Origin of the sequence: Halodesulfovibrio sp. (genome assembly GCF_025210605.1) — a bacterium.
Lineage (GTDB): Bacteria > Desulfobacterota > Desulfovibrionia > Desulfovibrionales > Desulfovibrionaceae > Halodesulfovibrio.
In genome coordinates, this window is sequence record NZ_JAOARI010000037.1 from 61,354 (window position 1) to 88,318 (window position 26,965).

Sequence of the window (26,965 nt, forward strand, 5' to 3'; positions counted from 1 at the left end):
TTAACATTGTGTGAACCTGCTTTGTAGGCTCGTATTCGGAAAGCAGGACATGGAAAAACTAGTAACTGTTTTTCTTTTTAGTAAAAGACCTTATGCATTGATAAACCGCATGCAGGTGCAGTTGCAGGAGCGGCTGTGCGGTCTTTTGCTGCTAGCAGCTCCGGTACAGAGTCCGGTGCAATTTTGTGCCTACCGCACGCAACGAGTGTACCCATGAGGTTTCGCACCATCTGTTTTAAAAAACCGGATGCTTCGAATGTCCAGACAAGCTCGTGTGGCAGGCAAGACCTTTGTGCATATTCAGGGCAGTTGTGGGAAATACGGGTCACTGTACGGACGGTGTTCGTAATTTCAGTTCCTGCATTCTGATACGTTGCAAAGTCATGCTCACCAAGCAAGTGGCTTGCAGCAGCTTCCATGGCTGCAATGTCCAATGGACCGACTTTCCATGCGAAAGGGTAGCGATGGGGAAGTATAAATTCGCTTTTTAACCACAGTGTGTATGTGTAGCTTTTAGCTTTTGCACTGAAGCGGGAGTGAAATTCGTCGTCGACTATTTCAACACTCGTAACAGCAATATCGTGCGGTAATTTAGTCGTAAAAACTTTTTGCCAGTTAACACGTGCCCAGTTTTCTGGCAGGTCGAAATGAGCTACTTGCTCATCGGCATGTACGCCGGAATCAGTGCGACCGCTGCCATGCACTCTAACAAGAGTGCCGGTGACAGCGGTCAAAACTTTTTCAATTTCGCCTTGTATTGTCGGTTGGGGGTGTTCAGCTCTTGGGGGTTGAAGCTGCCACCCCACGTATCGGGTGCCAATATAGGCGACAGTGATTTTTATGCGAGGCATTCTCTACTCAAATGGTAACTGCATATTAGTCAGCGCTTCAGAAAGGCGTGCTGCCTTGTCAGCTCTAACATATGTCAGGATTTCACCTGCTTTACGTCCGCGCATGCCAGCCAAAATTTTAACAGAAATTTTTTCATCGAGGGTCTGGATAACCTGAGCAGCTTGTTTTGCTTTCATGTTGGAATACACGTCAACAAGGTGCTTCATTTTCTTATCCTGAGTTTCTTTAGCATTTTTCAACATAATCTTGAGACGCTTCTCAAGTGCTTGTAACTCAGCAAGCTTACCATCGATTGTAGTTTGAAGTCTGGCAAGTTCCTGCTCGCGTCTGTTCAGCTCAATCTGTTTGCTCTTGAGCAAGTCGCGAGTCATGGAGTCTTTAGCAACAGGCTTCGGAGCAGGCTTTTTAGGCTCTTCTTTTTCTTCCGCATGCGCTGCTGTGGTAGTAAGCGTTGCCGTTGGAGTTGGCAAGTTCTCTTTTGCCTGTGCGAAGCGCTCTTCAAGAGTCATAGAAGCTTTTTCTGCGACTGTTTTAACCGACTTCACCGGACTCTGCGGTAAGAGTGTTGCAAGCTCATTGTCTGCATCAAAAACAATGGAGCCGACAAGTATGAGTTTAAACAGGATTGCACAACCAAGAAGTTTGCAAATTTTAGAAAGCTTGCGGCTTGAACCTGAGTGTTGCTGTTTCGTCGAGTTGCAATTGTTCTTTGATCTTTTCTTCATGTGCGTGTCGCTTTGCTTGATTTTCTTTTAGTTTTTCCAGTAGCTTTTTTTCCTGAGCTTTCTCAGTCAAAACTTGCCGTGCAGAGTTCAATTCCTGTGCAAGAGTGAGCAGGCGATGTTCAGCAGTGCTGATATCCTGACGTACTCCCTGAAGGAAGTTCCGAATAATCCATGTTTGAGCAGGGTCAGTTGTGGTGCTCATCAGTTCCTGGTTGTCGGCAAGAGCTTTGCGTAAGCCGTCAACACGTTGTACTTGCTTTTGGTACTTTGCTTGTACCTCGGCAAGTGCAAGCTTGGCCTGATCTTCCAGTTGCGTGCGGTATTCGAGTACTTGCTGCAACTTGAATTTAAATGGTGCCATAAGCCTTCCTAGTGGTGTCAACACAATGACATGTTACCCGTGTTATAATAGGTATAGCATGTACTGTGCCGAAACTGCTTGTATGTGTGTTACGACTTATGAGAACTGGAAAAAAATGAGGGGATTTTTAGATAAGGGGTGCAGTGACTAGAGGTATCTTTTCCCGCTGATAACAAATTCAGGAGAAAAGATACCAGCAGTACAATGTGCTATTTAGAAAGATATCCTAAATAAGAAACGCTAGCATGGCGGCAAGTTCTCCGCCGATAACGGTTGCGCCAAGAAAATCACCGTTGATACCGCCTTGTAGTTTAGCGAGTCGGAGATATGACCATAGCATCAAGGCACAAAGTAACGTTGTGTATAGTGTCGGGAGTAAGCCGCATAGGATAGTACCAGTTATAACGGCAAGTGTTGTCTGAATAACGACAGTCTGTCTGGTGGCTCCTTGCAGAAACAAGCGTCCTTGTGTCGAACTTTTGGGTGCGTCGGAAAGATGTCCTATAATGACAGAAGCAACACGACCTGCAATAGGGGCAAAAATAAGCACCTGCCAATTGCTGGTAGCAAATAATTCGTGCGCGAGAATTGTTTGCCCCAGTATTCCAATTACCATTGCAATGGCACCGAATGCACCAACGCGGCTATCCTTAACAATTTCCCAGAAACGTTCGCCCTGTGCGCAGCTTCCCCATCCATCCCATATATCCGCCCAGCCGTCCCAATGTAGTGCACGGGTGACCCATATAGACAAGAATACCCATAACCATGCTTGCACCCACGGGTGGTGCGAAAAAGCTCCAACCGCAAAAGGAAGAGTTATGACTATGCCTACCGTAAGCCCTACGGCGAAAAATTGGCGCATGGTGGCGGCTATCTCTTCATTTGTGCACATCCGCGGAGAGCCTAGTCGTGTCATAAAACTGAGTGCGGTGGTGTATTCATTCCAAAATCGTATTTGCATCAATTAAGCTCTGGTGACGTCGAAAGGTGAATTGTTACATGGTCGCCAAGGGAAAGATTCAGTAGTTCTGCGGCGGAACACATATTACAAGCAATTTCCAAATAGCCCTGACTGCCACAAATAATGCCGATTTGGTTGTGCTTTAATTCAGCGTAGGCAGTGATATATTGCAGTGCGCGTTTTGTCTGGGTGCTAACTGTCAGCTCGCCGCCCCTTTCAATTCGTTTATGCCATTTGGGGATTGGTAGGTTGAGGACAACATTGCCAAAGGTATCTATGTGCAACACATGAGTATGGATAGTGTTGTCTTGCTCTTGTGCTGTTGAGTCGCGTTGGCAGATAATGTTTTCTGCTAATGCGTATCCCCTTTTTTCCATGTATGAATCCAGCATAAAATCACTACATGTTTTTTCGACTGTGTGATTTTCTTTTTTACAGTCCTGCGTTGAGTTTTTGCTAAATGGAACTGGTGTGACATGCTCACGGACTGAAGGTTGCTGCGTAATGAAATTGGCTATATCTGCTGCCAAGGGAGAAAAAAGCGTTCTGCCGTGAAAAGTACAAGAGTGTGCCGTATATTTGAGCGGAAGTTGATTTTGCTTGATACGATAGACTTGAGCCTTTTTGTATCGGGCATGTAGTAAGGAAAGACAACCGTTATCTGGGGCTAAGATGGTTCGATTGCCGATGACCATGCAGAGTATGTCACGCGTGGTTCCCACGCCAGGGTCTACCACACAGATTGTGATGGAGTACGGTGGCAGGTGATCGATTGTTGAATCGAGAAAAAAAGCTGCTTGGGTAATATTGTGCGCTGAGACTGTGTGGGTAATGTCAAAGATTGGATGGTGAGGGGCGAGCGTTGCAAGCACCCCTTTCATTTGCGCAACATATGGGTCGGTAGTGCCAAAGTCTGTTAATAAAAAAAAGCTAACTGCCATTGTTTTCCCCTAAAAAAGTAGAAAAGTAGGCATCCACCATAACGTTTTTACCCCATATACAATAGTATACGGGGTAAAAAAGAAAATTTGATTGAGTTACCTATGCAATATGTAATTTAACCCCAAATGTACTATTTAGTATTCGGATGAGTAATGTTGAAAGAGAGCGCGTACAGATGGTGGAAAAAGTCTACATATTCAACATTTACATGATCCGGCACAGTGATTCGGGATGGAGCAAAGTTTAAAATGCCATTAATGCCAGCTTCAACAAGGTGGTTGGCTGCACGCTGAGCACGCTCCGGCGGAGTTGTAATGATACCAATTTCAGCACCATTATCGCCGATCATTTCTCGTAAACGTTTTGTACAAACAACTTCAAGTCCAGATACTTCTTCACCAATTTTAAACGGGTCACAATCAAATGCGCCGACAATGTTAAAACCGCGAAGGCGGAATTCTTTATGATTCAAAAGAGCTTTGCCAAGGTTACCGACGCCGACAAGAACAGTTCTCCATTCTCTGTCAACACCAAGAGCACTGGTAATGGAAGCTATAAGGTTTTTTACGTAGTAGCCTACGCCTCGTACTCCGAATTCTCCGAAGTATGCGAGGTCTTTACGTATCTGGGAAGCGTTAACATTGCACGCTTTTGCAAGCGGCTCTGAGGAAATAACTTCAGTACCTTCTCGCTGAAGATTCTCCAATACTTGAACATATACGGCCAGTCGCTGAATGGTCGCTCTTGGAATATGTTCACTTTTTTGACGTGGCATGAACGCTCCAAATTTGTGAAATAATTCTCATGGTTTAAAGTAAAAAAGAGGAGACCGAAGACGGCCTCCTCTAAAAGGCAGGTTGTAGACTTATGCAGTGAGAAGCATAAGGTTAACAACGAGAGCGTAAATGGAAAGGGATTCTACGAATGCCAGACCAAGAATGAGAGCAACAGTAATTTTGTTAGATGCTTCTGGGTTACGTGCAGTACCTTCACAAGCAGCTTTCAGACCGAGACCCTGACCGATACCACAACCAGCAGCAGCAATAGCCATGCCGAGAGCAGCACCGAAGTAAACGAGATCGCCGTAGGTGTTAGCACCTTCTGCTGCGAAAGCAACAGCTGCGATAGAGATCAGAGCAACAGTGTTGAGAGCAATCATAAGAAACTTACGCATTTTGAAACACTCCTAAAATTATTTTATGTTAGTTGGTCGAAGACCATTTCCCCCGGTAACAAGGCAATGAGCTGTGACTAATGTGCGTGCTCAAGAGCGCCTTTGAGGTAGATCATGCTGAGCATGAACCAAATAAATGCCTGCAAGCACTTAGCAAGACCGAACAAGAAGTAGATCGGAATAGTACCTACGATAGGTGCTAACAGGAAGAACAGGATCAGAACAATTTCTTCACCTCTGATGTTACCGAAGAGACGGAGTGTCAGAGAAAGTGGACGAGCACAGTGAGAAATAAGTTCGAGTGGTAACATCAACGGAGACAGCCACCAGAATGGGCCGCAGAAGTGTTTGATGTAACCGGCACCCCAGCGTTTGAGGCCGACCCAGTTGTAGTAACCGAAAGTAAACAGGGCCATAGCAGCGTTCGTGTTAACGTTCGCAGTCGGGGCATCGAAGCCCGGAATCAGACCCATGAGGTTCATGGTAATAATAAAGAGGAACAGTGCGATAAGAACATGGAAAATTTTTCTTCCATCTTCACCGATGTTACTCACAACGAAATCTTCAAGACCCCCAATGATGGTCTCAAAAACATTTTGTAACTTTCCGGGGACAATTTTTATTTGTCCGCGCACAAGGAAGGCCAAACTGAATAGAATTGCCATAGCGATCCATGTGTAAAACACATGGCTAAAATTGACTACTTCCCCGTTGATTGTAATGCTGTCCATGCCTGCGAGAGGTGCGAGCAGCAACGGATGAGGCAAACCACTTGCCATATCCCTAAGCCTCCTTGGTTTTCCGCCCATTTTGTTTGGAAATCATCCAAATGAGCATCGTTACCATACTTGTAGCCAAACCGGACACAAGCGCCATCATAGGAACATGTACCTTTACAATCAGAGCGGCAATAACCACTCCGACAATAAGCAGGCGTCCATAAAATCTGAATAGCATTCCCCACAGCATGCTTCGGTCATATTCTCGCAAGATGATTTGCTGAATAAACTTGGCAACTGAAAAGAAGCTGTACGTGGCTATTACTGCCCCAATTGCAAATGTAATTGGCCACATGCTAAACCAGACCGTGCAAAGTGCTGCTACTATGGCAATGCCGCAGAGTTGAATCTGAATGCGAAGAATCGAGCGGATATCAGGCAGCCTGAACCCTTTTGAGTACAAGCGCTTTTCAATCTTTTCGCTGAAATCTTTCATTATCTTCTCTTTCCTGATTCCTCATTACCTTTTTGGTGTCAGCATACACAGCTTTGAAACCGGCAATTACACCGAGAATCAAAAATATTATGAACATCCAGGGTTTTGTCCCTAACCAATCATCCAGAAAATAGCCTGCCACCGCCCCCACTGCGGGGTGTGATACCATATGTAGACCAATCGTTCCGACCGTTCCCATTGTATCGACGTATTTTCCGGGATTAGCTCCCTTGTTTTTCTTAACGACCATAAATGATTTCCCTTAGCATGCGAAAGTGCTGCGTAAGCTAGACCACTTCGTGCAATCGTTCACAAGTTGGTTTGGAGTTATCACGCACGATACTCTGCGTCAACTTATGAAGCTGCTTTTTTGTTCTTTTTTTCACACAAAACAAGCGGTTTGAGTGTGCAAACAATAGCGCGCTGCGCCTTGGTTCAAAAGCACTTTCGGGCTGAAAAAAGGTTGCGCTGAGCATGTGAAATTTCCCTGTTACAGCCATCTGTCAACATGGTTTTAGTGTAACATAGGTAGACGGGGTGGTGCTGGAAAGAGTGAAAGTGCTATGTCCACTCTTTCCAGCGGAGGTGTTAATTGATGAGGTCGAGTCGCACAATGTTTTCGATGTGCGCTGTCTGAGGGAACATATCAACAGGCTGGACAGCCGTAACTTTATATTGCTTGCTGAGTGTCGCTATGTCGCGTGCCTGTGTTGCCGGATCGCAAGAAACATACACGATACGCTTAGGTGATCGTTTCATGAGCAGCTCGACCACTTCCGGATTCATGCCGGAGCGTGGCGGGTCAACGAAGACAACATCGGGCTGAGACGGTTCGTCGGAAAGAACATTGCGAACATCTCCGCTTACGAATCTAACGTTGCTGATGTTGTTGATTGTGGCGTTTTCGTTGGCAGATGCGATAGCTTGCGCGGTGATTTCCATTGCGAATACATCTGCGGCATCAGGGGCGGCTGTAAGAGCAATGCCGCCAACACCACAGTATAAATCCCAGACATTCTCAGTGCCGCTCAGTTCTGCAAGGTCAACAGCTTCACCGTAAAGGCGTGCTGTTGCATCAGTATTAACCTGAAAGAAACCGTCAGCATGCGATGAAAGAGATAGAGATGGTCTGCTGTTTTCGAAGTTGAGGACTTCGGTCAGTGATTTTTGTCCGAGAACAACAAATGTCTTTTCGCCGTATGCAACCTGAGTTGTATGGGTGCGGAGGGAGTGGATGAACGTTGTCACATTCATACGTTCCTGCAACAGCTGCCCCAATTGCTTGATAGCGCGGTGCTGCTGGTCTCCGTTAGTTGTGTCCTTTGTTGTAATTACCTGTACCATGCACTGGTTAGTGTGCTTGGTTTCGCGGATAACAAGAAAACGTAGATATCCACGGCGGGCATTTGCATCGTATGCGGTAAGAGCCGGTGTCGCATTAACGAACTCGCGCACGAGGTTGAGAATCTCTACTGTGCGTTCGGTTTGTAAGTAGCATTCCTGTAAATCTACAACATTATGAGTGCCGTAGCGGCGAAGACCTACAACGATTTCACCGTGTTTGTCTCCAAACGCAAATTCCATTTTATTGCGGTAGTAAAATGTTTCAGGCGAAGGAATCGGGTCATTGATGTCAATGTTTTCTGCGCCAGCAATGCGCTTCAAGCTGTCAGAGACAAAACGTTTTTTCCATTCAAGCTGTTTTGCGTAGTCCATATTCTGCCATAAGCAGCCGCCGCAAACACCAAAATGGTTGCAGCGAGGGGTGATTTGGTCTGGAGCATCAGAGATAACTTTTACAAGAACAGCTTCTGCAAATCGTTTTTTCTTTTTAGTTATTTTTACTTCAACAGTCTGGCCTGGCAGCCCTCTGTCCATGAAAATTACCATACCGTCTAAACGTGTGAGTGCTTTCCCGCCAGTTGCAAGAGCATCAATGGTTACGGTCAGGGTGTCGCCCTTGGCAAACTGTGAATCTTTGGTTGTCATATGAAGTCCGGTAAAATAAAAGATGGGAGAAAAGGTTAGAAAAATTAATTATGCCTACTGCCACAAGGAGTTTGTGGCAAAAAGATTTTGTGTTTTGGCAAAACTGATCTTGACATTTTCACTAAATAGCGCAACTACTTTTTTTGCGTTGCAGGGGTCAATGGAAAGAGTAAAGGAGTGGAGCTATGTTAGGTGAGCTTTTTGAAGGCATGATGCATTCAACCCCACAGGGCTTTGTGGGTGTAGGTCTTATTTTTATTTACTTTGTGGTCATTTTTTCCACTGCTATTTATCGTGTGAAAAAAGGCGAACATCTCGACCATTAAAATCTTGATAATGGGATAACCCCCCGTTATTTCGGTTTTCCGAAAGATTTTGCACAAAGAAAAAGACCGTCTTGTCTATACGAGACGGTCTTTTTCTTTGTTTAAAACAAGGCGTTCTAGCAAAATAGCCAGTCATACTCTTTGTGTCTATGCTGCAAGCAAGGGTATGCGTAACATATTAAGATTGTGCACTATGCTTCGACCAAGCGCATCAGGTATTGACCGTAATCGTTTTTGAGCATCGGTTCAGCGAGTTTTTTGAGCTGATCCTTTGTGATGTATCCCTTGAGATATGCCACCTCTTCAATGCAGGCGATTTTCAGTCCTTGTCTGTTTTGGACTGTTTGCACAAATGAAGATGCCTGCTGCATGGAATCAAAGGTTCCGGTGTCCAGCCATGCCATTCCTCGTCCCAGAAGCTCGACTTTCAGAGTTCCTTCCTGAAGATACATGTCCACAATATCGGTAATCTCAAGTTCACCTCGTGGTGACGGTTTGATCTGCTTGGCAAATTCTACCGCACGATTATCGAAGAAATAGAGTCCCGTTACTGCATATGATGAGCGGGGCTTCTCTGGCTTCTCCTCAACGCTTATCGCATTAAAGTCCGCATCAAATTCAACAACACCGTAGCGTTCTGGGTCGAGTACGTGATAGCCGAAGACAATGCCGCCGTGTGTTGTTTTTGCACAACGCTCCAGCATTTCTGTCAGCCCGTCACTGTAAAAAAGGTTGTCCCCAAGGATAAGACTGACGGGGGAGTCGCCAATAAATTCTTCTGCAAGAATAAAAGCTTGCGCTAACCCCTCAGGCTTTGGCTGTTCAATGTATTCTAAATTTAGCCCCAGCTGAGAACCGTCCCCGAACATTCCTTTGAACCGTGGAAGATCTTCCGGTGTAGAAATTATACAAATGTCACGAATGCCAGCAAGCATCAGTGTAGAAAGCGGATAGTATATCATCGGCTTGTCATATACCGGCAACAGTTGCTTACATACCCCGCGGGTAATGGGGTAGAGTCGTGTGCCGGAACCACCAGCGAGGATAATGCCTTTCATAAAATTATGTCCTTGTTCGTCAATATGATCTGGGTAGTGTATTTACGTGCTGCAACCTCCATTCGCAACCTAATTTTGTTAGAATAATTGTTGCGCTATGCCATTCAAGGGGTGAGCGAGAAAACCTATCGAAATAGCAGGAACTATCCTATGTTTAATATGAAAAAATGCGTATGGTTCCCGAGTGCGGTTTGGTTGCAATCATCACGTAGGTATTGGCTGGGGGGCTAATCCTGCGATCGGGAGTTACATATGGAACACCGGAGCGGTCTCAATACGTTGTCGATATTTTGCAGGGGGCTTTTAGGGATATTTGTTGCTGTGGCTGTTTTGCAAGTGATGACGGTGCGCAGCACTGTGGATGATACCTCTGCGTTAGCTAGCTCCTCGGTAGATGCTGCATTGTATTTTGCGCCAGAAGTCTTTGACGGTTGGTGTGTGCTACAGGGTGACGAACGGGAAAGTATCGATTCTATCAGCTATAATGAATCTGGCTGGAATTCAGACTGGTTGCATCATGAATGTATGTTCTTGTTACGAGATAGGAGGCTTGCTGCGTTTGATTTTTCGTATAGTGCGATGAAGGTTGCAGGGCAGTTTCATTTGAGACGAAGTCAGCATCAAACGACGTATGTCAGTAGCAATGATGCAGCGGGCTGTAATGAAAAAGCTGATCAGGTGCTGGTAGCGGATGCGAGTTCAAGCGGGGGCAACGCAAAACGGTTAGAATCTGAAAAGAGTCCGCTTATTACCGTCAAGGAAGCTACAGCAAGTATTCAGAATGTCTCAACAGCGAATCAGCGTACTGCAAGAGAAAAGGAGCGGTTGCGGAAACTTAGAGCTTTTCTTTTCTGGGCGTATGCTGCACGGCATCCTAAAGCTGCTACGGGCAGAGTTTTGTTAGCTGACGAAACACCAGATTTTACTTTGCGCTACGACAGAGATTAGCGCTCCACCCTAAATCTTCACGAGTGTGGTGTGTGGATGTCGTGGGTGCTGGCGAACATGTATTTGCATTTTTCATTACACGTAAGCAGGTGTTGTCATTGTTGCAAGGAGCTATGTTTTATTCCGCAAGAAAAATGGAACAAAAGTGCATTCAGTGAAAATGATATACCTTGAATGATGATTACATCAGATTTGCAAAATATAAGGTATTGCTTTCTAGCGTGATTGGCAGGAATAGCGTGTGTTTTTAGGTAACTATATTGAATTGCAGAGATGTATCAGTCTTAACAAAGATGTGGCGATAATTGCCCAATAAAAAAGCCCGCTTTCTGCCACGAAAGCGGGCGAAATGTTAGACAGGGCTAGTGTGCGGTTATCCGGAAAGTGGAGAAGAACCGGATATGCTTAGTAAAAATCGTTATCGTATCTCATCTATACTAAGCCACTAAATGCTCATGCCTTACAAATTTCTATTGTCGACGCAAACCGGAAAGAAAACCAAGTGGAGTTAGTCATCTTTCGCTCCAATAACACAGCCTGTATGGAACAAGTTGTGCGTTTGCATCAGCAATGTGATTGTTAGATACGGCTATTTTTTTCAAGATGCAAGTAGTAAAAAGCGCATAGTTACATGAAAATGCTGCTGCAAATTGTATTGTGTTAAAAAGACAGCATATTTTGTTTTGAATAATGTAACTGTGTTACTATGTGTTTCACGGTCTGGAAACGGTTACCTGCCAGCTATGTCAAGTAAACACAGCAGTAAAAATGTGCAGCAGTGTTACCTTTTATGATTGAAAATGTAAAAAAATGAGTCTTCACATTTTTTTTATAACCACGAATATCTAATAGAATGGTGGTCGTGTTGTTTGCGGAAGGGAAGACTTTGCAAGAAGTCAGTTACGGTCGCATTGAGCAGAGAGTTTTGAAGGAGTGGTGAGAGTAAAATGCAGCTATCATGATGAAAGCGTGTGTAAGCTATCGCTTCTTAGGATTCTGTGCTGTATTGAAATGGAGTGCTATATCTATGGAGTGGCGTTTTTTGCAGATTGCATGACTCGGCATATAGGAATGGAGTTGCTGTTTAGACGTTGAGATAAAAAAAGTAGCCCTGACGGTTGTCAGGGCTACGATATATATTGATAAGGAAAAAATCCTTACTATAAGCAGGGTCCGGAGAGAAAAGCCTTGGGGGAGGGCCTTGGTGCGGTACTTCTCTCCGGACACGAGATGAGACACACTCAGTAAGTGAGTACTAGAACGGTATGTTGCTGTCAGTTATAATTTTTTTTTCGAGCAATGATATATTCTGCTCGAGATTTTGGACACGCAGGTTGTAGATTTAACGCGGTGTCTAACGCGGAGTAGTGACTTTTCTGTTGGTCTTGCCGGATAAAAAGTGTAAATAGATACTTGTCAATTGCGAAACCGCATGATAGGGCATTGCTTCCCTTTTGACATTGCTCTTAAAAAAGCAAACCAGGTTGACACCCTTTCCTTGGAAAGAGGTATAGTCTACCTTTCTTTCTTTGGAGGATAAATATTATGTACGCAATCGTCGAAACTGGCGGTAAGCAGTTCCGTGTTGAAGAAGGCGGAAAAATTTTTGTTGAGAAGCTCGAAGCAGAAGCTGGCAGCGAAATCGTTCTCGATAAAGTTCTTTTGGTTGGTGGTGATGAGCTTTCCGTAGGCGCTCCTTACGTTGAAGGCGCAAAAGTTACCGCTGAAGTGCTCGAGCATGGCCGCGGCAAGAAGATCGTTATCTTCAAAAAACGCCGTCGTCACGACTCCCGTAAAAAGCAGGGTCACCGTCAGGCATACACTGCTCTTAAAATCAAAGGCATCGAAGCCTAGTAAATTTTTGAAAGGAGTGTAATCATGGCTCATAAGAAAGCTGGTGGTAGTTCCAGAAACGGCCGCGACTCAAACGGCCAACGACGTGGCGTTAAATGCTACGGTGGTCAGAATGTTATTGCTGGCAACATCCTTGTTCGTCAGCTTGGCACCAAAGTTTTCCCTGGTGAAAACGTAGGCATGGGTAGAGACTTTACCCTGTTCGCAAAGGTTGACGGCGTAGTTAAGTACGAAAAGTACATGCGCAAAAAAGCTGTGAAAACTCGTGTAAGCATTGTTCCATTTGCTGCTGAGTAATCCACTTTTATAGTGACCTGACAGGCGGAAGTCGCAATGCGCTTCCGCCTTTTTTTGTGTATAGAGCGGGTTTTTACTGCGGACAAGATTCTGTAACCGTTCATGGAATATCTCACCCTGTACGCACGCGGGCACATGCGATACAATTTCGCAAAAATTCAACCATAATACAGATTGATGGCAAATCCGAATATACGGTGGAGCTCTCAAAAAAGTCAGATGATATTAGCGGTGTGCATACACCGTTCCTGACTTTGTATCCTTCCTGACAGTACACTACGTACCTGAATCTGAAACGAGAGCACCTTGGCATCAATCGTAAAGTAGGCAACTAATTATGCGTTTTGTAGATGAAGCTATCATCAATATTCGTGCTGGCAAGGGCGGCAACGGCTGTGTTTCTTTCCGTAGAGAAAAATTTATCCCGAAAGGTGGACCGGACGGCGGTGATGGCGGTGACGGTGGCAGCGTGTATGTGCGCGGCTCTTCCAAGCTTCTTTCTCTGTACGACTTCCGTCTGAAGCGTAACTACGCAGCAGAAGGTGGTCACTCCGGCGGCGGCAGCCAGATGTTTGGTCGTAAAGGTAAAGACCTCATTCTCGATCTGCCTGTCGGTACTCTTTTATACGCTATCCGCGAAGATGGCGTAGAAGAACTTGTGGCTGACCTTTCTGAACCGGACGAAGAAATCCTTCTTTGTCGCGGTGGTCGTGGCGGTCACGGTAACGAATTTTTTAAATCAGCAACAATGCGTACTCCACGCTTTGCCCAGCCGGGTGAAGAAGGCGAATCTATTAAAGTCCGCCTTGAGCTTAAAATTCTTGCTGATGCGGGTCTTCTTGGTCTGCCAAATGCTGGTAAATCCACATTTATTTCAAAAGTATCTGCTGCTCGTCCGAAAATTGCAAACTATGCATTCACGACACTTACTCCAAACCTCGGGGTAATGATTAACGAGTATGACACTGACCAGCGTATGGTTATTGCAGATATTCCGGGTTTGATTGAAGGCGCTCACGAGGGACAGGGGCTTGGTCACCGTTTCCTTAAACATGTTGAGCGAACCCGTTTCCTTGTCCATATTCTTAGTATTGAAGATGTTGACCTTGAAGATCCTTGGTCCGGCTTTGATCTCATCAATGAAGAGCTTGTGAAGTTTGATGAGGTTCTCGGTGATCGCTTGCAGCTTCAGGTTATTAACAAAATTGACCTTGCTGATGACGAGATAGTGGAGCATCTTAAGGAAAAAGCTACAGAAGATGGTCGTACCATCTACTTCATGTCCGCGCTCAACAATGTTGGTGTGGAAGAAGTTGTAGAAGAGATGTGGAAGCTTCGTGATACACTCGACATGAGCGCGCCGGTCAACACCGCACGTGCATGGGAGCTTGACGACGAAGACGAGGACGATGAAGACTTCTCTGATGTTGAAGTTGTCTGGGTGACTGAAGAATAAAACGCAGGTGAATCATGGATTGGGAGCAGGAGCGCGAGCAGGTTCTGAATCGGGCTAAATGTGTTGTTGTTAAAGTCGGTAGCGCTGTCCTTACTTCCGGATTGGGAGTAGACCTTACAGTTATTAAAAATCTTACACGGCAGTTGGCGCAGTTGCATGACCGTGGAACGCAAGTTGTGCTGGTTTCTTCCGGTGCAGTTGCAGCAGGGCGCACTGTTCTTAAAACATGTTGTGAGATTAAAGGCGTGCCGGATAAACAGGCGGCAGCTGCTGTTGGTCAGGGACGACTCATGCATTTCTACAATGAAGAGTTTACCGCTAACGGAAAGATGTCTGCGCAGGTTTTGCTAACCCGTGACGATCTGAAAGACAGAAACCGCCTTTTGAATGCGCGCAATACTTTTGCGTCGTTGCTTGCATGGCGCGCTATCCCGATTGTGAATGCTAATGATACTGTTGCAACAGCAGAACTGGCATTTACAGATAACGATAACCTTGCCTCTTTGCTTCTCAATGTTGTGAATGCGGATTTATATATCAATCTGACTTCAGCCAGAGGTGTGTACACATCAAATCCAGACGGTGACCCGAACGCAACGCCGATAGAGGTGATTGAAGATATTCAATGCCTTGATCTTGAGGCGATGTGCGGTGGAAAGACCACTGTCGGCACAGGTGGCATGCTTTCTAAGCTGACTGCCGCAGGTCGTGCTGCACAGTTAGGTGTCCCGACGCTCATCATTTCTGGTCTTGAAAAGAACGCTATTGTACGTGCTTTCTCAGGAGAAGAGATGGGTACGTGGGTTCGACCAGATAGTAAAAAAGTTTCCAGACGCAAATTCTGGCTTGCGTATCATTCTGACCCTGAAGGCTCTGTTATCGTAGATTCCGGTGCAGAAAAGGCTCTTGTGGAGCGTGGTAAAAGTTTGCTTCCGGCAGGCATTACCCGCGTTGACGGAGTATTCAGTCAGGGTGCTCTGGTGCGTGTTGTTTCAGAAAATGATGTTGTTATCGGCATGGGGCTGTCAAATTATTCCTCCGGTGATTTAAAAAAGGTTCTCGGAAAGCATAGCGATGAACTTGAGGAACTAATGGGTGCCAGCTGCTATACTGAAGCAATCCATCGAGATAACTTGCTTATGGATGCTGTTGTTTAACGAAGTCTTACGCCCTGCGATTCTGTCGCAGGGCTTTTTTTATGTAGAAAAAAGTTAGTTGGACGCTAGATAGCTTAACGTTCGTATATTTCTTTTATGTAGACATGTTCGTTGATACTTGCCCGTAAATATAAGACGTTTTATTACAGATTCTCAAAAGGGGAGTAAGCATAAGCACTATGATTGCTACCCCTGTATTATTTTGACTGTCCGGCTGGATTAGGTTTTGGGCAGTTTCTAGGAGAGAGTAAATGCAAAATCATCCATGCGTGCTGACGATAGCCGGTTCCGACTCTGGCGGCGGTGCTGGTATTCAGGCAGATCTTAAAACTATGGCTGTGCTTGGTGGATATGGAACGAGCGTTATCACTGCGCTTACAGCACAGAATGGGTTGGGTGTAACGGGTATTCATGCGCCGGATGCAGATTTTGTCGTGCAGCAGCTTACAACCGTTCTGGATGGGTTTCCTATTGCTGCGGCTAAAACAGGCATGCTTTTTTCTGCCCCTATTATTACCGGTGTCGCAGGCGTGTTGAAAAAACAGCGTTTCCCTTTGGTAATCGATCCTGTTTCAGTAAGCACAAGTGGACATGCATTGTTGCAGCAAGACGCAGTCGATGCGCTGATCGAACACGTTCTTCCGCTGGCAGCAGTTGTTACTCCGAACAAACCGGAAGCCGAGATGCTTGCAGGTATGAAAATTGAGACAGATGCTGACGCAGAGACTGCCATTAAACGTATTCAGGCTATGGGACCTAAGGCCGTGCTGTTGAAGGGTGGTCATTTTAAAGAAGATGAAGAAGAACTTGTCGACTGGTTGGGGCTTCCGGGAGAACCTCCTCTTGGCTTGCATCATCAGCGTATTGCAACCGGAAATACACATGGTACAGGTTGTACACTTTCAGCAGCAATCGCCACGTATCTTGCCCTTGGTTTTGATTTAAAAACTTCAGTGAAAAAAGCGCAGGTGTATTTGTCACTTTGTCTACGTGAAAGCTACGCTCCTGGAGAAGGTTTTGGACCTCCAAATCACTTTGCGCCATGTACACAATAGCTATCTGATCCTGTTTATTATTATTTTGTATGTAAGAAGCCTCGATATATGTCGAGGCTTCTTTTGTGTTGATAGCTATGATTCTATTTTGAGGGTTTTGAAAAGCAGCGTCCGCGTTTATAGGCTTAAATTAAGTAGTTATATACGAATAATGATTTTATGTGCGTGATGTGTTTCAAAATTACTACAGGTTGTGTAGAGTGGTTCAAATGTGTGCAAAGTTGACATCAGTTAATTGAAAGTGGTAATCTTTGCACCAATTCACGTAAAAACGACAGCAAGGTATTCTGATAGGCAGAATAGCATTGTGTCGTGTTGTAATCGCATTTGGTAGTTACATTGAGCATTGGCATAAAGCATACGTACACACTTGGTGAAGCAGCAGAACTTCTTAGCTGTCATAAAGAAACCATACGCAGGGCAATCAAAGATGGCAGTCTGCAAGCAGCAAAGCTTGGACGTGGCTACAGGGTATCTCGATTTGATCTTGAAGCTTTTTGGCAAGCTCAGGGGGGCGGTGTGCTGTTTGAAAAAGTAGAGCAGCAAGTGGTTGAATCCGAGCCGGAGCCAGAGCCGGAACCGGTGGAAGCTAAACATAAAAAACCGCGGGGGCCGGAACAGCTGACATTACCTACCTAAAGGAGGTATGGGATGACTTTGCTTTCTGAATCCGATGACATGAGAATGGTGATGCTGCCCAATGATGTAGGGGCAGATATAGAGTTTACAGGTGTGCTGTGCTCCGAAAATATGTACCGTGACCCAGAAGCAGGAACAGTCACCAAACAGCGCCTTTATCTTACTGACACCAAAGAACAAGTCTATTCCGTTGTTATCTCGGACGGAATAAATAACGATCATAGAGTCTATAAAATGCGCGTCGAAAATGACCAATGCCGCATTGATAACGGGCTTTTTGATGTTGCTCTGGACATGCATTTGCTCGCTTCTGTTGTCCGCGGGTTATGCGGTTTAAACAAAGCCCCATATGCAGAAGATTTTTTATCCACAATGGTGGACACATTGTATGCAGCCAACGGCTAGCATAGGTGTTTTTCTGATATATCCCCAGTCTGTTTAAAATAGACGTGCACCGTGTGCAGAGTTGCTCACTGGTGTACGTTTTTTTTCACCATAGCTTTCATATGTTGCGTTTACCATAGTGCTACGGTATTACTGCGATAATGGTGGGCTGGACGTCTCTATTGTCACAGTGAAGGTGTAGAGTATGGCAGAAATAAAACATGACTTTGATTTGCTGGAAATGCCTGTAGAAGGTGTTGCCGCATACTGGCTTTCCTTAAAAAAGCTGGTAGGGAATAAAAGAAATTTCAAGCGTATTCATGAAGAGGCACAGCATACCTCTGAAGAATATATTAGATATTTACTGGAAACTGGATTCGGCAATTTTTCTGAAGAAACAAAACGGAAAATGGCAAATGCTAAAGCGCAGACTATGCTGAGCGCTATGGAGCGAAAGTTCGATTGCATGCGCATTGCCGTTCTTGATGTTGCTACTGTCGAAAATCCACACAGAAGCGTTGCCAAAATATATGCAAACTTTCCGCAGCCCCCTGTTCAGGGTGATAAAGCCATTCGGTATGCGCAGGAGCTGCTTCGCTTGATGCCTGATAAGTACAAAGGGCGTGAGCGCTTTTTTGATGTCGGCTATAAGGTGCCGGATGATAAGTTAATAGTAGCACTGCTCTTTTATGTGTTTTATGCCAGACATCAAGGGAAGGATGTTTGCCAAAGCTTATTGCCACTCATCTCCTCAGCATATTTTCGTGATGCTCTTTCAATGGTTATCGACGGGTTTGATGTCCCGTTTGTGCGCAAGTGGTTGAAAAAGCATAAAGAAGTGTTGCTCAGGGATTTAGAGTATAAATGTACTATGTCAACTGAGCTGTGCATGGGGATAGCATCCCGTATGGATTACGAAGATCTGCATTCAATGGCGAGAGCGTATCTGCCTTCTAATGGAGGAACGCAGGGCGCGTAGCTGGGTATCAGGAGTCGTCTATGCTGTCAGTTTTCCGGAGCTTGTTTTCATTTAACGATAAGAGCCGCATCCAGCGGGCTACACAGGGCTTTCTGCTAGGGATATGTGCCCCCTTGGGTTGGTTTAGTATCTCACATATTTTGCAGTTGACTGTAACTGACCCTCTTTATGAAGTGGCGCTGTATACGTATATTACTGTTGGCAGTGTTCTGGCTATGGTCGGCTTTGCTTTGCGCATCAGTAAGGGCGAAGAGCGCTACGCCAGAATGAGTTTGCTTGACCCTTTGACGGAGCTGTATAACAGCCGATACCTGCTTACGAGGGCAGATCAGGAATTTGCTCTCTTCAACCGTACTGGGCAGAATATGGCGGTTATTATGGCGGATATCGATCATTTCAAGTATGTTAACGATCAGTACGGACATTCTGTCGGTGATGTCGTTTTACAACAGGTTGCTACCGTAATGCGCAATACGGCACGAAAAGTTGATATTGTTGCCCGCGTGGGTGGTGAAGAATTTACTGTGCTGCTGCCGGATTCAACAACTAAGGGTGCAATGGTTCTGGCGGAACGTATTCGGGAACGTATCGCATCAACGCCCATACTTTTACCGGATGGACGTACCATTAACGTGAAGATATCACTCGGAGTTTCTTCAACTGAAGAATTTGTGCCTGATGTCTTTAACGAGCTATACGAAAGTGCTGATAATGCACTGTACCGCGCGAAGCGTGATGGACGTAATCGGGTTGTCAAAGCTGTGGAATCCGACCCGTTAACAGGCGAAGTGGCTTGTTAGCAGAGCAGCTTTGGTGCAGAGTGTTCGAAGTTGCACTTTGCACAGAATAGATTCGGTACCCAATATTCTATGATGAGCCGGTGCAACCTTGTACCGGCTCTTTTGTTTGGGGCGGGACAAAATTTTCGATCTAAAAACAAATATATAGACGGCGATCACGCTAGCCTATATCTTACCATATCATAAAAGAAACTGTTCTCTGCGTGGTGGCAGCGGGCAGATACAAAAGGATATTCCGGAGGAAGACAATGACAGAACAGTTCGGCTTTGAACTTGTTGATGAACAGCGTGTGGAAGAGTTAGCGACCACTGCCCGTTTGTGGAAGCACAGCAAAACTGGTGCACAGGTACTGTCCATGAACAACGCCGATGAAAACAAGGTATTTGGTGTATCCTTTAGAACTCCACCTTCGGATTCCACAGGGGTAGCCCACATTTTAGAGCACTCCGTATTGTGTGGATCAGAGAAGTTTCCTGTTAAAGAACCTTTTGTAGAGCTGCTGAAAGGTTCCTTGCAAACCTTTTTAAATGCGTTCACGTATCCTGATAAAACTTGTTATCCTGTAGCGTCCACAAACGTTCAGGATTTTTATAATTTGATAGATGTTTACCTTGATGCAACGTTTTTCCCGCTCATTAATGAACAGATTTTTCAGCAGGAAGGCTGGCACTACAATGTAGAAAAGAAAGAAGATCCGCTTACTTATCGCGGCGTAGTGTACAATGAAATGCGTGGCGTCTACAGCTCGCCGGATAGTGTGCTTTATGAGCGCTCTCAGCAGTCTTTGTTCCCGGATATGACATACGGTCTTGATTCTGGAGGCAATCCTGACGTTATTCCTGAGCTTACTTACGAACAGTTCAAAAATTTCCACGAAACCTACTACCATCCAAGTAATGGTCGCTTTTTCTTCTGGGGCGATGATGACGAAGCAAAACGTCTAGAAAAGCTTGCTGGCACTCTTGATCGCTTTTCTGCCCTCGAAGTTGACTCGCATGTGCCTCTTCAGGAAGAATTTGAGCGTCCTGTAGCATTGCTGGAAGGATATGCAGCAGGTCCTGCGACGAATGAGCACCAAGGTCGTGCTATGTTTACGGTAAACTGGTTGTTGCCGGAAACCGCAGAGGCTGAGCTGAACCTTGCATTCCAGATGCTTGAGCAAATTCTTGTTGGTACGCCAGCATCGCCTCTGCGTAAGGCACTCATCGAATCTGGTCTCGGTGAAGATGTCACTGGTACGGGGCTCGAAAATGAGTTGCGCCAGATGTATTTTTCCACTGGTCTTTCCGGCATCAAATCTGAAAATGCAGATGTTGTCGAAGCACTGATTTTCGATACACTGAATGATCTTGTGAAAAACGGTATCGATAAAGAATACATTGAAGCCGCTGTGAACAGCATTGAATTCGGTTTGCGTGAGAACAACTCTGGACGTTTTCCTGTAGGTCTTTCAGTGATGGTTCGTTCTCTTACAACTTGGCTGTATGATGCTGATCCGCTTGCTCTGATTTCGTTTGAAGAACCTCTCGGTTTTATTAAAGAACGTCTTGCAAATGGGGATCGTCTTTTCGAAGACCTTATCAGCGCTTTCCTTGTAGGCAATAATCATCGTACCACCGTGTTACTGGTTCCGGATGAAGATTTACAGGAAGTGCGTACTAAGCGTGTTGATGAGAAGCTTGCAAAAATTCGCGAAGAAATGAGTGAAGCGGATGTGGAATCCATTGTAGAGAACACAGCTTTGCTTCGCAAAATGCAGCAAACTCCAGATAGCGATGAGGCAGTGGCAAGTATCCCGCGTCTTACGTTGAGCGATATTCCTACCGAAAACAAAACTATTCCACAGCAGTCTGCTGAACACTCCGGTGTCACTGTATACACGCATGACCTTGATACAAACGGTGTTGTCTATGCTTCTGCTGCATTTGATGTTGCAGGGCTGGATGCTTCATTGCTTCCGTATGTGCCGCTTTTTGGTAGATGTTTGACTGAAGTAGGAACGGATAAACTCAACTTTGTTGAGCTTGGAATGCGCATTGCTGCTAAGACTGGTGGTATTAGTGCTGACCTTATGACAGCAACCACAATTGGTGAACAAAGCCCGCTGGCAAAGCTTGTGGTGCATGGTAAATCGACTGAAGATAAGGTTGCCGATCTGTTTGATCTGTTACAAACAATTGTGCTGGATACTGATTTGGACAACATGGAGCGGTTCCGCTCTATTGTTCTGGAAGAAAAAGCCCGCGTTGAACAAGGTGTTGTTCCTTCCGGTCATATGATTGTTATGTCGCATCTTCGCGGTTGCTTTGATGTAGCAGGTTGGATTTCTGAGCAGACTGGTGGCGTTAGCTATCTTGCATTCCTCCGCTCTCTTGCAGATAAGATTAGCACTGACTGGAACGCAGTTCTTGCCGATCTTGAACAAATTCGTGCTACTGTTTTGAAAAAAGCTGACGCACTCATTTCAATTACCGCAGAAGCAAGTGGTTTAACAGCCGCTGACAGCTTGGTGAAAGGTTTTATTGCGGCTTTGCCCGAGCGTGCTGTTGAATCTGCATTGTGGAAACCGGAATTTGTCACTTCTAACGAGGCGTTTCTTATTCCGGCTCAGGTCAACTATGTGGGTAAGGGTGCAGATCTTTACGCGCTTGGCTACAAATATCATGGTTCAGCAAATGTTATCTTCAAACATCTGCGCATGGGTTGGTTATGGGATCAGGTGCGTGTGCAGGGTGGTGCTTATGGTGCTTTTGCTGCCTTTGATCGAAGCACAGGTGTCTTGGCTCAGGTTTCATACCGAGACCCGAACCTTGAAAACACACTGAAAGCTTTTGATGGCTCAGCTGCCTATTTAGCAAATGTTGATCTGAGTAAGGCGGAGCTGGAAAAAGCAATCATTGGTGCTATTGGAGATCTTGACACGCATATGCTTCCAGATGCAAAAGGGTCAGCCGCTGTTACCCGTAAGATGCTCGGTGATACTGATGAGATTCGTCAGCAGATGCGTGATGAAATTTTGTCTACAACGCTCGATCACTTCCATTCTTTTGCAGACGTGCTTCATGCAGCAGCAGAGAACGGACGCATTTGTGTGCTGGGTGGCAATGGGGTTCGTGAAGCCGCAGAAGTGAACGGCTGGAATCTTAGTGAAATTTTGTAGCAACCGTTTATTAGAGTAAGCTTGCTTGCGATTTGTGTTGAGTAAGTATAGTATCCGGTATCATATTTGTGAAACACAAGCCGAGGGTGTATGAAAGAGCCAATTCAAGTCTTTGCTGATTATATTGCAAAGAATAGCCTGAAAGTTACTCCGCAGCGTATGTTGATTGTTGAAGTGTTTTTGAAGGATGAAGGACACTTGACAACTGAAGAACTGTATGAGCGTGTGAAAAAAGCCGACCCGTCTGTCGGGCAGGCAACCGTGTACAGAACAATGAAGCTGCTTTGCGACTCCGGCATCGCCAAAGAAGTTCACTTTGGTGATGGGGTTGCGCGTTATGAGCAAAGCTATGGTAGCAAACATCACGATCATTTGATTTGTGAACGATGCGGAAAAAATTTGGAAGTTATTGACGACCAGATCGAACGCTTGCAGGATGAATTGGCTGCTAAACACGGTTTTGTGCTGACCAGTCATCGAATGTATTTGTACGGCGTGTGCAGTGATTGCCGGTCGAACAAATAGTATGCATAGATAAGAAATATAGATGTAAAAGCGGAGGAACAATGTTCCTCCGCTTTTTTTTGTGCGAAGGTATCGTAATAAAACCCTGATAGAATGGTAGCGCGGCGATTTTGTTCACAAAGGTTTACTTTTTTATTTACAATATTGCGTTTAATGAATAGTTTCTAATATGTTGAAAAGAAATATTAAACTAAAGACAGAAAAAAATATCATGCCACTTTTTTGATAAGAAAAGAAAAAAAGTGTCTTGATACGAAAAAGCTAATGTTTTTAGTATGTTTCTTGTGATGAGGTTTGTAGTAGTAAAACGCAAAAACTGCTTTTTCATGTATCCGTTAGATTGGGGCTTGGGGAAGCTTCCAGTCTCTTTTGCATTTCCCATAGGGGGGAAATCATGGTTGCACAAATAGATAATGACAAGAATGTTCAGGTGTTGAGTAAGCCTTCCGCGGGTGAAACGCGGGAAGCTGTTGTTGGCTCCGGATCGGACGTTTCCTTTGATTTTGATTTGGATGCTGTTCAGGCAACTCAGGACGGTAGTACTCTTGTCCTGAAGTTTGAAGACGATTCTGTTCTGAAGCTTACAGACTTTGCAAATGAGATGGAACCGGCAGAAGTAACATTGCAGGATGGTACTGTTGTTTCTGCGGATGCAATTATGGAAGCTATTGGGGAAGATGGCTTCATTGATACTGCGGCAGGTAGTTTTTCTACAGCTGCTTCGCAAGCTCCTCAAGGCTCTGGTTCATCTCGCTTAGATGGATTTAACGATTTGCTTGATGGTCTTGAAAATCAGGAAATCGACCATGCGTTGGGTGATGTCGCCAGACCGGATTTTGATTCTGCTGATGCCGCAGCTGTGAATAATCTTGTAGTTGCGGTAGATGACAATGATGGCACTATTGCGGATTTTAACGGCAGTGTTTCTGCGGAAAAGCTTGACGACATTCTTTCCGGTTCTGCTGTAGACCCTTCTGTTTCCGGCAATGTTTTGGATAATGACATTGATCCTGACGGGGATACGTTAACCGTTGTAAGTTCAACTTCGAATGCACAGTATGGTACCTTTGTACTCAATGCTGACGGTACATGGACGTATACCCTGAACAACCAGAACCCTGACGTTGTAGCACTTGATGACAACGAGGTTCGCACCGATACTATCACATACATTGTCTCCGATGGACAGACGCAGAGCGAGGCTACTCTTACAGTAACTATTCGTGGCACAAACGATGCTCCAATTGTTCAGGCTGAAGCAGCGGAAATTGATGCTGTACCATACTTGACATCATCTGGTGACGCAGCAGCTGACCCTACTGTATCTGGAACATTGCAAGACAATGCTCATGATCTTGATACAAATGATTCTCTTACTTTTTCTGCCGGAGTCTACAAAGGACAATACGGTACGTTAACTGTCGCAGCCGACGGTTCATGGACGTATCAGTTACATGCTGACAATGATGCTGTAAAAACGCTCAGCAATGATAGCGAAATGTTGAAAGACACTTTCACCTATACTGTATCTGACGGTACTGAAAGCGTGTCTTCGTCTGTGACTATCGATATTAAAGGCACAAATGATGCTCCTGAGGTTGCTGTTGCCACTACTGATGCAGGGGCAAACTCTGTTGATCATAGTGGAAGCGAAGCCATCAAAGCTAGTGTAACTGAGCACGGTTTTGAAGCTGACCCTGCCGGAACAGCAGAAGGCAAAGGCAACTCTCCTGCTGATCCTGATATTGTGAATGACTCCAACGAAGTTGGAAGCGACACAGCTTCAGGAACTCTTACATTCACAGACGTTGATAGTGCAGATCACGGTAATGCAGAAACAGCAGCAGGTGGCAAAGAGCTTACCTATTCAGTTTCTGTTGAGTCTGTAGGAGCAGACGACTCTGGTAGCAGCAATGTCCTTAGCAGTGCAGATGGAGCTTCAAAGCTTTCTGTTGAAGGTAAGTACGGCACTCTTACGTATGATACTACCTCAGGAAAATGGTCTTACCAGTTAGACAACAACGATCCTGATACACAAAATTTATTTAAGCCAGTTCTGGGACCGGATGGAAAACTCACCTATCCAGAAACTTCAGGACAGGAAAAATTTACTGTTCAAGCATCTGACGGACACGGCGGAGTTGTGTCTAAAGATATTGTTATTGACGTGGATGGTAGCTTTGATCCTGTAGAATACACGTTGACGTATGGTGCAGAGTCCGGCTCTTCAAACAGAGCTGGTTGGAATAATGCCGTTGGGTATACCGTCACATATGCAGACGGCACTACAGCATCATTCATTGCATGGGGCGATGCACATAAGAGCCTTAATACAGAAGGCGGGGTGGCAAAGTTTCTTATAACTAAGCCATTTGTTGATGTGGACTTCTTTGTTGTTCCTCAGGGTGGTAATTTCCTGAATTCTGACTCAAAAGTGTATGTCGATTCTAATAATGTATTGCACTACTTTGATACTGCTTCTGGAAAATGGCTTACTTCCGGTGTTCGAGCTGGTAGCAGCATTCGAGGACAGATTAGCACCAACGTTAAGCATGTAGCTTCCAGTGATGCTGATATGCCGGGTGAAGGGAGTTACGACTTCGAAGATTATGTAGCGGGCTCTCACGCTGCCGCGAAGAACTACCATGATGTTAACTTTAGTGTCAGTGCTGAAACTAAAGTTGAAAAAGAGTACATGGAGAACGGTTCTGTACGCTTCAAAATTACTGGCACAGATCATCGTGATGAACTGCACGGTACCGACTACGATGACGTGATTACTGGCGGCGATGGCGATGACGTTATTTCCGGTAATGGTGGTACCAATACTCTGCATGGCGGTGACGGTAACGATACGTTCCTTGGCGGAGAAGGCGCAGATCATTTCCATGGTGGTGATGACAGCGATACCGTTTCGTACGAGAACTCTCAGTCTCGAGTTGTTGTGGACTTGTCAGGTACTGTTACAAGCGACGGCGATGCTGCAAACGATACGTTCGATAGTATCGAGAATTTACGTGGTTCTGCCTTTGATGACATTCTTTACGGTGATGATAATGCGAACCGTATTGAAGGTGGCGCAGGCGGAGACTATATCTCTGGTGGTAAAGGCAACGATACCATTGATGGCGGCTCTGGCGATGATGACCTTTGGGGTAAAGAAGGCAATGACACCATTAAAGGCGGTTCAGGTAATGACTTGCTTTGGGGTGGCGAAGGCAATGATACCCTTGAAGGTGGTTCTGGAGTTGATAGACTCACCGGTGGTGATGGAAAAGATACCCTTAAGGGCGGTTCTGGTGCCGATACCCTTCTTGGTGGCGACGGCGCCGATACTCTTTATGGTGATGAAGGCGACGACACCCTCGAAGGTGGTTCTGGAGTAGACTATCTTTATGGTGGTAAAGGCGATGATACCCTTGATGGCGATTCAGGTATAGACCATCTAATGGGTGGCGAAGGTGCTGATACCCTCCGTGGTGGCGGAGATACTGATTTCCTTAGAGGTGAGCAGGGAGCCGATACGCTTGAGGGTGGTTTAGGTGCGGACTATCTTTACGGTGGTGAAGGTGCTGATACCCTTAGAGGCGGTGACGGCGACGATCATCTTATAGGTGGTGAAGGTGCCGATGTCCTTGAAGGCGGAATTGGAACAGACACCGCTAACTACTCGAAAGATAACGGCGGAGCAGGCATTGATGTCACCATGCGCGGTGCTAATAGTGTTGGCGCAGCAAAGGGTGGCTACGCGGAAGGTGATACGCTTTCCAGTGTTGAACGTATTATAGGCTCCGAGCACAATGACCGCATCACCACAGACGCTGGATTAGAATTAGTTGATGGCGGTGCAGGCTATGACCGCCTTACCGTTACTGGTTCTGATTCGTACAATATGTCTCTTTCGGAGACAGACGCTGCCAATGCTGAGTTTGGGGCTGACATCGATTTCAATAACGATGGTACCTCTGATTTATCTGCTAAAAACATGAATGACTTCCATTTCGACAACACCGGAAGTGGAAATGATCTTAATGTAAACATCAAAGTAGATAATGACATCACACAGTACGGCAATTTCACCGTGCATAGTGATGGCAAAGCCAC

The 26,965-nt window shown here is 45.4% G+C and carries 26 protein-coding genes; 14 read left to right on the forward strand and 12 right to left on the reverse strand.

Translation table 11 applies throughout. From position 1 onward, the window contains the following. Positions 1-77 precede the first annotated feature (77 nt). The 11 genes from truA to rlmD form a co-directional block, all read right to left on the reverse strand. Positions 78-851 (reverse strand): tRNA pseudouridine(38-40) synthase TruA, encoded by a 774-nt coding sequence (truA, locus tag N4A56_RS14780; protein WP_295548494.1) that lies wholly within the window; start codon positions 849-851, stop codon positions 78-80. Between the two features lie 3 nt (positions 852-854). Continuing rightward, a complete protein-coding gene (locus tag N4A56_RS14785; protein WP_293669137.1) occupies positions 855-1,577 on the reverse strand; it encodes a hypothetical protein in 723 nt (240 codons plus the stop codon). Further along, positions 1,504-1,938 (reverse strand): flagellar export protein FliJ, encoded by a 435-nt coding sequence (gene fliJ, locus N4A56_RS14790; protein WP_293669136.1) that lies wholly within the window; start codon positions 1,936-1,938, stop codon positions 1,504-1,506. The genes N4A56_RS14785 and fliJ overlap by 74 nt, the downstream gene beginning before the upstream one ends. 226 nt (positions 1,939-2,164) lie before the next feature. Further along, positions 2,165-2,902, reverse strand: coding sequence for an adenosylcobinamide-GDP ribazoletransferase (locus N4A56_RS14795; RefSeq protein ID WP_295548497.1), 738 nt, complete (start codon positions 2,900-2,902; stop codon positions 2,165-2,167). Continuing rightward, positions 2,902-3,843, reverse strand: a complete 942-nt coding sequence (locus N4A56_RS14800; protein WP_295548499.1) for an SAM-dependent chlorinase/fluorinase — start codon at positions 3,841-3,843, stop codon at positions 2,902-2,904. Before N4A56_RS14800 ends, N4A56_RS14795 begins: the two co-directional genes overlap by 1 nt. 131 nt (positions 3,844-3,974) lie before the next feature. Then, on the reverse strand, positions 3,975-4,619 hold the full coding sequence (locus N4A56_RS14805; RefSeq protein WP_293669130.1) for a redox-sensing transcriptional repressor Rex: 645 nt from the start codon (positions 4,617-4,619) through the stop codon (positions 3,975-3,977). 90 nt (positions 4,620-4,709) lie between these two features. Continuing rightward, the gene (locus tag N4A56_RS14810) at positions 4,710-5,018 is read right to left on the reverse strand and encodes an ATP synthase F0 subunit C (RefSeq protein WP_066855417.1); all 309 of its coding nucleotides are present in this window, start codon (positions 5,016-5,018) and stop codon (positions 4,710-4,712) included. A 77-nt stretch (positions 5,019-5,095) separates the two neighbouring features. Then, positions 5,096-5,797 (reverse strand): F0F1 ATP synthase subunit A, encoded by a 702-nt coding sequence (atpB, locus tag N4A56_RS14815; protein ID WP_293669126.1) that lies wholly within the window; start codon positions 5,795-5,797, stop codon positions 5,096-5,098. A 4-nt stretch (positions 5,798-5,801) separates the two neighbouring features. Beyond that, the gene (locus N4A56_RS14820) at positions 5,802-6,233 is read right to left on the reverse strand and encodes an ATP synthase subunit I (protein ID WP_293669125.1); all 432 of its coding nucleotides are present in this window, start codon (positions 6,231-6,233) and stop codon (positions 5,802-5,804) included. Beyond that, on the reverse strand, positions 6,208-6,483 hold the full coding sequence (locus N4A56_RS14825) for an AtpZ/AtpI family protein (RefSeq protein ID WP_293669123.1): 276 nt from the start codon (positions 6,481-6,483) through the stop codon (positions 6,208-6,210). The genes N4A56_RS14820 and N4A56_RS14825 overlap by 26 nt, the downstream gene beginning before the upstream one ends. Before the next feature lie 338 nt (positions 6,484-6,821). Next, positions 6,822-8,222, reverse strand: a complete 1,401-nt coding sequence (rlmD, locus tag N4A56_RS14830) for a 23S rRNA (uracil(1939)-C(5))-methyltransferase RlmD (RefSeq protein ID WP_295548502.1) — start codon at positions 8,220-8,222, stop codon at positions 6,822-6,824. Between the two features lie 185 nt (positions 8,223-8,407). Here rlmD and N4A56_RS14835 point away from each other — a divergent pair, with 185 nt between their 5' ends. Continuing rightward, the gene (locus N4A56_RS14835; RefSeq protein WP_162859832.1) at positions 8,408-8,548 is read left to right on the forward strand and encodes a hypothetical protein; all 141 of its coding nucleotides are present in this window, start codon (positions 8,408-8,410) and stop codon (positions 8,546-8,548) included. Positions 8,549-8,739: 191 nt separating this feature from the next. On the opposite strand, the gene rfbA is transcribed toward N4A56_RS14835, so the two are convergent. Beyond that, positions 8,740-9,606, reverse strand: coding sequence for a glucose-1-phosphate thymidylyltransferase RfbA (gene rfbA / locus N4A56_RS14840; RefSeq protein WP_293669117.1), 867 nt, complete (start codon positions 9,604-9,606; stop codon positions 8,740-8,742). Positions 9,607-9,858: 252 nt separating this feature from the next. Here rfbA and N4A56_RS14845 point away from each other — a divergent pair, with 252 nt between their 5' ends. From N4A56_RS14845 to N4A56_RS14905, 13 genes are all read left to right on the forward strand, one after another. Further along, a complete protein-coding gene (locus tag N4A56_RS14845) occupies positions 9,859-10,554 on the forward strand; it encodes a hypothetical protein (protein WP_295548506.1) in 696 nt (231 codons plus the stop codon). A 1,545-nt stretch (positions 10,555-12,099) separates the two neighbouring features. After that, positions 12,100-12,408, forward strand: a complete 309-nt coding sequence (gene rplU, locus N4A56_RS14850; protein WP_290921572.1) for a 50S ribosomal protein L21 — start codon at positions 12,100-12,102, stop codon at positions 12,406-12,408. Between the two features lie 24 nt (positions 12,409-12,432). Continuing rightward, positions 12,433-12,705 (forward strand): 50S ribosomal protein L27, encoded by a 273-nt coding sequence (rpmA, locus tag N4A56_RS14855; RefSeq protein ID WP_293669115.1) that lies wholly within the window; start codon positions 12,433-12,435, stop codon positions 12,703-12,705. Between the two features lie 337 nt (positions 12,706-13,042). Further along, positions 13,043-14,161, forward strand: coding sequence for a GTPase ObgE (obgE, locus tag N4A56_RS14860; protein WP_293669114.1), 1,119 nt, complete (start codon positions 13,043-13,045; stop codon positions 14,159-14,161). Positions 14,162-14,175: 14 nt separating this feature from the next. After that, positions 14,176-15,318 (forward strand): glutamate 5-kinase, encoded by a 1,143-nt coding sequence (gene proB, locus N4A56_RS14865; protein ID WP_293669113.1) that lies wholly within the window; start codon positions 14,176-14,178, stop codon positions 15,316-15,318. Positions 15,319-15,569: 251 nt separating this feature from the next. Beyond that, entirely contained in the window at positions 15,570-16,373 is an 804-nt protein-coding gene (thiD, locus tag N4A56_RS14870) for a bifunctional hydroxymethylpyrimidine kinase/phosphomethylpyrimidine kinase (protein WP_293669112.1), read from the forward strand. Positions 16,374-16,712: 339 nt separating this feature from the next. Then, the gene (locus N4A56_RS14875; protein WP_293669110.1) at positions 16,713-17,012 is read left to right on the forward strand and encodes a helix-turn-helix domain-containing protein; all 300 of its coding nucleotides are present in this window, start codon (positions 16,713-16,715) and stop codon (positions 17,010-17,012) included. Between the two features lie 12 nt (positions 17,013-17,024). After that, positions 17,025-17,417 (forward strand): hypothetical protein, encoded by a 393-nt coding sequence (locus N4A56_RS14880; protein ID WP_295548514.1) that lies wholly within the window; start codon positions 17,025-17,027, stop codon positions 17,415-17,417. A 184-nt stretch (positions 17,418-17,601) separates the two neighbouring features. Beyond that, entirely contained in the window at positions 17,602-18,375 is a 774-nt protein-coding gene (locus N4A56_RS14885) for a hypothetical protein (protein WP_295548517.1), read from the forward strand. Between the two features lie 20 nt (positions 18,376-18,395). Next, positions 18,396-19,175, forward strand: a complete 780-nt coding sequence (locus tag N4A56_RS14890; protein WP_295548520.1) for a GGDEF domain-containing protein — start codon at positions 18,396-18,398, stop codon at positions 19,173-19,175. Positions 19,176-19,423: 248 nt separating this feature from the next. Next, positions 19,424-22,336, forward strand: coding sequence for an insulinase family protein (locus tag N4A56_RS14895; RefSeq protein ID WP_295548522.1), 2,913 nt, complete (start codon positions 19,424-19,426; stop codon positions 22,334-22,336). 90 nt (positions 22,337-22,426) lie between these two features. Next, a complete protein-coding gene (locus N4A56_RS14900) occupies positions 22,427-22,861 on the forward strand; it encodes a transcriptional repressor (protein ID WP_293669103.1) in 435 nt (144 codons plus the stop codon). Positions 22,862-23,255: 394 nt separating this feature from the next. Beyond that, positions 23,256-26,965 (forward strand): VCBS domain-containing protein (locus N4A56_RS14905; RefSeq protein WP_295548525.1); only part of this gene is annotated, 3,710 nt, incomplete at its 3' end.

Coding starts and splice junctions, on each gene's coding strand:
- truA (WP_295548494.1), bottom strand. CDS start 851: ATGCCTCGCATAAAAATCACTGTCGCCTATATTGGCACCCGATACGTG.
- N4A56_RS14785 (WP_293669137.1), bottom strand. CDS start 1,577: ATGAAGAAAAGATCAAAGAACAATTGCAACTCGACGAAACAGCAACAC.
- fliJ (WP_293669136.1), bottom strand. CDS start 1,938: ATGGCACCATTTAAATTCAAGTTGCAGCAAGTACTCGAATACCGCACG.
- N4A56_RS14795 (WP_295548497.1), bottom strand. CDS start 2,902: ATGCAAATACGATTTTGGAATGAATACACCACCGCACTCAGTTTTATG.
- N4A56_RS14800 (WP_295548499.1), bottom strand. CDS start 3,843: ATGGCAGTTAGCTTTTTTTTATTAACAGACTTTGGCACTACCGACCCA.
- N4A56_RS14805 (WP_293669130.1), bottom strand. CDS start 4,619: ATGCCACGTCAAAAAAGTGAACATATTCCAAGAGCGACCATTCAGCGA.
- N4A56_RS14810 (WP_066855417.1), bottom strand. CDS start 5,018: ATGCGTAAGTTTCTTATGATTGCTCTCAACACTGTTGCTCTGATCTCT.
- atpB (WP_293669126.1), bottom strand. CDS start 5,797: ATGGCAAGTGGTTTGCCTCATCCGTTGCTGCTCGCACCTCTCGCAGGC.
- N4A56_RS14820 (WP_293669125.1), bottom strand. CDS start 6,233: ATGAAAGATTTCAGCGAAAAGATTGAAAAGCGCTTGTACTCAAAAGGG.
- N4A56_RS14825 (WP_293669123.1), bottom strand. CDS start 6,483: ATGGTCGTTAAGAAAAACAAGGGAGCTAATCCCGGAAAATACGTCGAT.
- rlmD (WP_295548502.1), bottom strand. CDS start 8,222: ATGACAACCAAAGATTCACAGTTTGCCAAGGGCGACACCCTGACCGTA.
- N4A56_RS14835 (WP_162859832.1), top strand. CDS start 8,408: ATGTTAGGTGAGCTTTTTGAAGGCATGATGCATTCAACCCCACAGGGC.
- rfbA (WP_293669117.1), bottom strand. CDS start 9,606: ATGAAAGGCATTATCCTCGCTGGTGGTTCCGGCACACGACTCTACCCC.
- N4A56_RS14845 (WP_295548506.1), top strand. CDS start 9,859: ATGGAACACCGGAGCGGTCTCAATACGTTGTCGATATTTTGCAGGGGG.
- rplU (WP_290921572.1), top strand. CDS start 12,100: ATGTACGCAATCGTCGAAACTGGCGGTAAGCAGTTCCGTGTTGAAGAA.
- rpmA (WP_293669115.1), top strand. CDS start 12,433: ATGGCTCATAAGAAAGCTGGTGGTAGTTCCAGAAACGGCCGCGACTCA.
- obgE (WP_293669114.1), top strand. CDS start 13,043: ATGCGTTTTGTAGATGAAGCTATCATCAATATTCGTGCTGGCAAGGGC.
- proB (WP_293669113.1), top strand. CDS start 14,176: ATGGATTGGGAGCAGGAGCGCGAGCAGGTTCTGAATCGGGCTAAATGT.
- thiD (WP_293669112.1), top strand. CDS start 15,570: ATGCAAAATCATCCATGCGTGCTGACGATAGCCGGTTCCGACTCTGGC.
- N4A56_RS14880 (WP_295548514.1), top strand. CDS start 17,025: ATGACTTTGCTTTCTGAATCCGATGACATGAGAATGGTGATGCTGCCC.
- N4A56_RS14885 (WP_295548517.1), top strand. CDS start 17,602: ATGGCAGAAATAAAACATGACTTTGATTTGCTGGAAATGCCTGTAGAA.
- N4A56_RS14890 (WP_295548520.1), top strand. CDS start 18,396: ATGCTGTCAGTTTTCCGGAGCTTGTTTTCATTTAACGATAAGAGCCGC.
- N4A56_RS14895 (WP_295548522.1), top strand. CDS start 19,424: ATGACAGAACAGTTCGGCTTTGAACTTGTTGATGAACAGCGTGTGGAA.
- N4A56_RS14900 (WP_293669103.1), top strand. CDS start 22,427: ATGAAAGAGCCAATTCAAGTCTTTGCTGATTATATTGCAAAGAATAGC.